This window comes from Rhodoplanes sp. SY1 (genome assembly GCF_046000175.1).
In the GTDB taxonomy this organism is placed as follows: Bacteria; Pseudomonadota; Alphaproteobacteria; order Rhizobiales; family Xanthobacteraceae; genus Rhodoplanes.
On record NZ_JBEOMB010000223.1, the window covers coordinates 1 to 3,822 of the forward strand.

The following is a 3,822-nucleotide window of genomic DNA, read 5'->3' on the forward strand; positions in this document are numbered from 1 at the left end:
GCTGCCCGACGGCAGCGTCTCGACCGTTGTGAACGGCGCCCAGTATTTCCGCTACGGCCCGACCCTCTATCGCGGCGTCGTCTCGGGCGGCGAGGTCGTCTACGTCCCGGCGCAGTAAACGTCCCGGCGCAGTCGCGGCGTCACGAGACCCATGGCACCGGCTCGCGCCGACTCGGCGATGACGGGCCGGTGACCGCCGAACTGCGCCATCACCGGCACCGGAGGCTGCCGGCGCCGAGCGTGCATTCCGCCAGTGGGTTGCCGGCGACGCTCACCACGGTGCCGCGCCAGCCCTCGGCCTCGGGCTCCATCCGCAGGAAGGCGAAGCGGTGCCGGGTGAACCCGTGCGCGACCGTACGGCCGCCGACCGTGAGCCCGTCGAGCTTGCGCTCGACGGCGTGCTCCAGCGCCGTGCCGCTCGTTCCGACGACGAGCTGGGGCGGCCCGCCGTCGGCGAAGCTCAGCGCCTCGAGGATGTGCATGTGGCCGGACACCACCAGGGCGATGCCAGCCGGCAGCCGTCCTCCGGTCGCGGCGACGGCGTCCTGCAGGGACTGGTTCAGCTCGCCCCTCTGCTTGAGGCCCCACATCGGCCGATGGGTGAGCAGCCAGCTCCCGGGCGGTGGCGCGAGCGTCGCGAGCTGCGCCGCATAGGGGGCGCTGTCGCAGCCCTTGGTCGGGCACGTGTCCTCGGCCGCGCTGGTGTCGAGCACCACGAAGCTGCGGTCGGCGACCGCGACCGTGTAGGGCGCCAAGAAATCCGTGCAGGCCGACGGGGCGCCGTCGCTCGCCAGAACCGGGTGGAGGAAGCGGAAATAGCCCGCGCCGGCGCGGGCGCAGATCTCGTGATTGCCGCGCGTGACGATCCACGGTGCGGCGGCGAGCAGCGGCGCCGCCGGGGCGAAGACATCCGCCTGCCAGGTCGCCCAGGAGTCGCCCCACGGGCTGCCGGCGCAGCCCTTGTCGCCGGCCGGGCAGGGGGCTTCGCGATAGATGTAGTCGCCGACATGGACGACCAGATCGGGGACGACCAGATCGGGGACGACCAGATCGGGGACGACGCGATCGGGCTGCTCGCCGGCGGCGCGGGCCGCGATGGTCGCGAACGGCCAGTCGGCGGGATCGTCGCAATCCTGGAACTTTCCCGTCCCGTCGTCGTCGCTGTCGGCCGGATCCGGAACCCACTTGGTCTTCAGCCGGCAGCCGGTGTCGCCGATGACCACGAGCCGTCGCAACGCCGACGGGGGAGGCGGCAGTGGGCGATCGCCGATCGCCATCGTCGTGGTGCCGACCGGTACGGCGGCCTCGCAGACCAGCACCGGGAAGCGCGCCTGCGCTCCAGGGTCCGGCCGCGCCCGCACCTGCATGGGCCGACCGGTGCCGTCGACCGAGAGGGCCGGGCAGGCGTCGGTGCCGGACAGGACGGCCCGCGCGATCGCTCCGTTCGGCCCGAGCACCGTGAAGGCGGCCTCGATCGTGCCCTGGGCGGCGGCCGGTGCCGCGGCCGCCAGCATCGCGGCGATGGCGACGGTCACCACGGCGACCGTCGAGGTCGGTCCGCGATGCTGGAGAAAGCGCGAGATCATGCGGGGGCTCCCTCGTTTCGCGCAATCGAGGGTAGCAGAGTCGGCCGATCGCCGGCACGTCGATCTCCGGCCGGAACGACCGCCGACTCGCGTGGTCGAGGGCGTCGGCACGAAAAAAGCCGGTCGCCCGCGGGCGACCGGCTTTCCTGTCTGGTGTTCGCGCGAAACGAAGGATCAGCGCGAGTAATACTCGACGACCAGGTTCGGCTCCATCTGGACCGCGTAGGGCACGTCGCCCAGCACCGGGATGCGGGCGAGCTTGGCCGTCATCTTACCGTGATCGGCGTCGATGTAGTCCGGCACGTCGCGCTCAGCGAGCTGGGTGGCTTCCAGCACCACGGCGAGCTGCTTCGACTTGTCCTTCACCTCGATCACGTCGCCGACCTTGCAGCGATAGCTCGGGATGTTGACCCGACGGCCGTTCACCTTGATGTGGCCGTGGTTGATGAACTGGCGGGCCGCGAAGGGCGTGGCGACGAACTTGGCGCGGAACACGATCGCGTCGAGGCGGCGCTCCAGGAGGCCGATGAGGTTGGCGCCCGAGTCGCCCTTCTGGCGCACGGCCTCCTCGTAGATGCCGCGGAACTGCTTCTCGGAGATGTTGGCGTAGTAGCCCTTCAGCTTCTGCTTGGCGCGCAGCTGGACGCCGTAGTCGGACAGCTTGCCCTTGCGGCGCTGGCCGTGCTGGCCGGGGCCGTACTCGCGGCGGTTCACCGGGCTCTTCGGGCGGCCCCAGATGTTCTGGCCCATCCGCCGGTCGATCTTGTACTTCGCTTCGATGCGCTTGGTCATCGCGTCCTCGCTGGCGGGGTTGCGCCCGCCTTGTTGATGATGGTCCTGTCGGTGACGGAACCGTGAGGATCGCGCCCTCCTTTGCCCCGACCTGCCGCCCGATGGCGGAGGACCGGAACCGACAGGCCGGCCGCCTTGCGCAGGCGTCGGCCGCGGGTCGCGAAACGCCGCGCGGGCCGAAGCGGCCCGCGTGACGGAGCGGGTTTTAGGCGATGCGGCGGAAATGTCAAACGCCCGGTTCCGTCCGGGCGCGGGCGGTTGCCGGCCGGTTCAGCCGGTGGCGCCGAGAGCCGCAGAGGCGGTGCGTCCGGCCGTGGTCCGGACCGTGGTCTCCGGCAGCGCGAGGCCGAACCGTGCGAGCGCGGCGGCGAGCGGCGGCGCCGGCGGCCGGCCCGAGGTGAAGACGATCGCATCCTCCGCCGGGCGGCTCTCCGACCGCGCGCCGGTGGGCGCGCCGTGGAGCAGGTCGGCGACTCGCCGGGCGATCGCCGGGGCGGGATCGACGAAGGCGACCGGCCACGGGCTCGCGGCGGTGAGCTCGTCGCGCAACAGCGGGTAGTGCGTGCAGGCGAGCACGATCGTGTCGGTGCGGCGGCCGCCCTCCTCGACGAAGCAGGGGGCGATCTCGCGCCCGATCGCGGCCGCGTCGACCGGCTCGGCGCGCAGCGCGGCCTCGGCGATGGAGGCGAGATGGGCGGAGCCGACCAGCGTCACGGCGCAGCCCTGGCCGAAGTCGCGGATCAGCGCCCGCGTGTATTCCCGCTTCACGGTCGCCTCGGTGCCGAGCACCGACACGAGCGTGCTTCGCGACGAGGCGCAGGCCGGCTTGATGGCCGGCACGGTGCCGACGAACGGCACCGCGAAGGCGGCGCGCAGATGCGGCAGCACCAGCGTCGAGGCGGTGTTGCAGGCGACGACCACGAGGTCCGGCGCGTGGGCGGCGATCAACTCGCCCATCAGCGGCACCAGCCGGGCCGTCAGCGCCGCCTCGCCGTGCCGGCCATAGGGGAAGAAGGCGTCGTCGGCCGCATAGACGTAGCGGGCGTCGGGGCGCGCGAGAACGACCTCGCGCAGCACGGTGAGGCCGCCGAGCCCGGAATCGAACACCAGGATGGTCGGCCGCGCCGCCATGATTTCCGAAAATCCCTCCGTGCCCCGGGCCGAATGTAGCGCAGATCCGGCCGATCCGACAGGCGGCCGGGACAGGGCGGCGATGCGCCCGCCCGTCGGGCCGGGCTCAGCGGCGGGCGCAGACGAGGGCGGTCGGCATCGAGGTGCCGTCGCCCGACGGGGTGGCGCAGCGCGCCTCGGTCTCGCCGGACAGGATCGGAAAGCCGGTCGGGCAGGACGCCGACACGACCATCTCGCCGGGCTGGCACGTGCAGGCGCCGGCGCAGGAGACGAAGCGCAAGGCCGGGCCGGCGGGCGCGGCCGGCGTGGCCGG

The 3,822-nt window shown here is 72.7% G+C and carries 4 protein-coding genes; all 4 read right to left on the reverse strand.

Annotated features, from left to right (window positions below; all coding sequences use genetic code 11):
• Positions 1-209: 209 nt before the first annotated feature.
• A complete protein-coding gene (locus ABTU92_RS28625) occupies positions 210-1,586 on the reverse strand; it encodes a metallophosphoesterase (protein ID WP_408094967.1) in 1,377 nt (458 codons plus the stop codon).
• 174 nt (positions 1,587-1,760) lie between these two features.
• A complete protein-coding gene (gene rpsD / locus ABTU92_RS28630; RefSeq protein ID WP_111360618.1) occupies positions 1,761-2,378 on the reverse strand; it encodes a 30S ribosomal protein S4 in 618 nt (205 codons plus the stop codon).
• A 270-nt stretch (positions 2,379-2,648) separates the two neighbouring features.
• Positions 2,649-3,509 (reverse strand): glutamate racemase, encoded by an 861-nt coding sequence (murI, locus tag ABTU92_RS28635; RefSeq protein WP_408094968.1) that lies wholly within the window; start codon positions 3,507-3,509, stop codon positions 2,649-2,651.
• A gap of 106 nt (positions 3,510-3,615) precedes the next feature.
• Positions 3,616-3,822, reverse strand: a 207-nt coding sequence (locus ABTU92_RS28640) for a hypothetical protein (RefSeq protein WP_408094969.1), incomplete at its 5' end; no start/stop codon positions are given.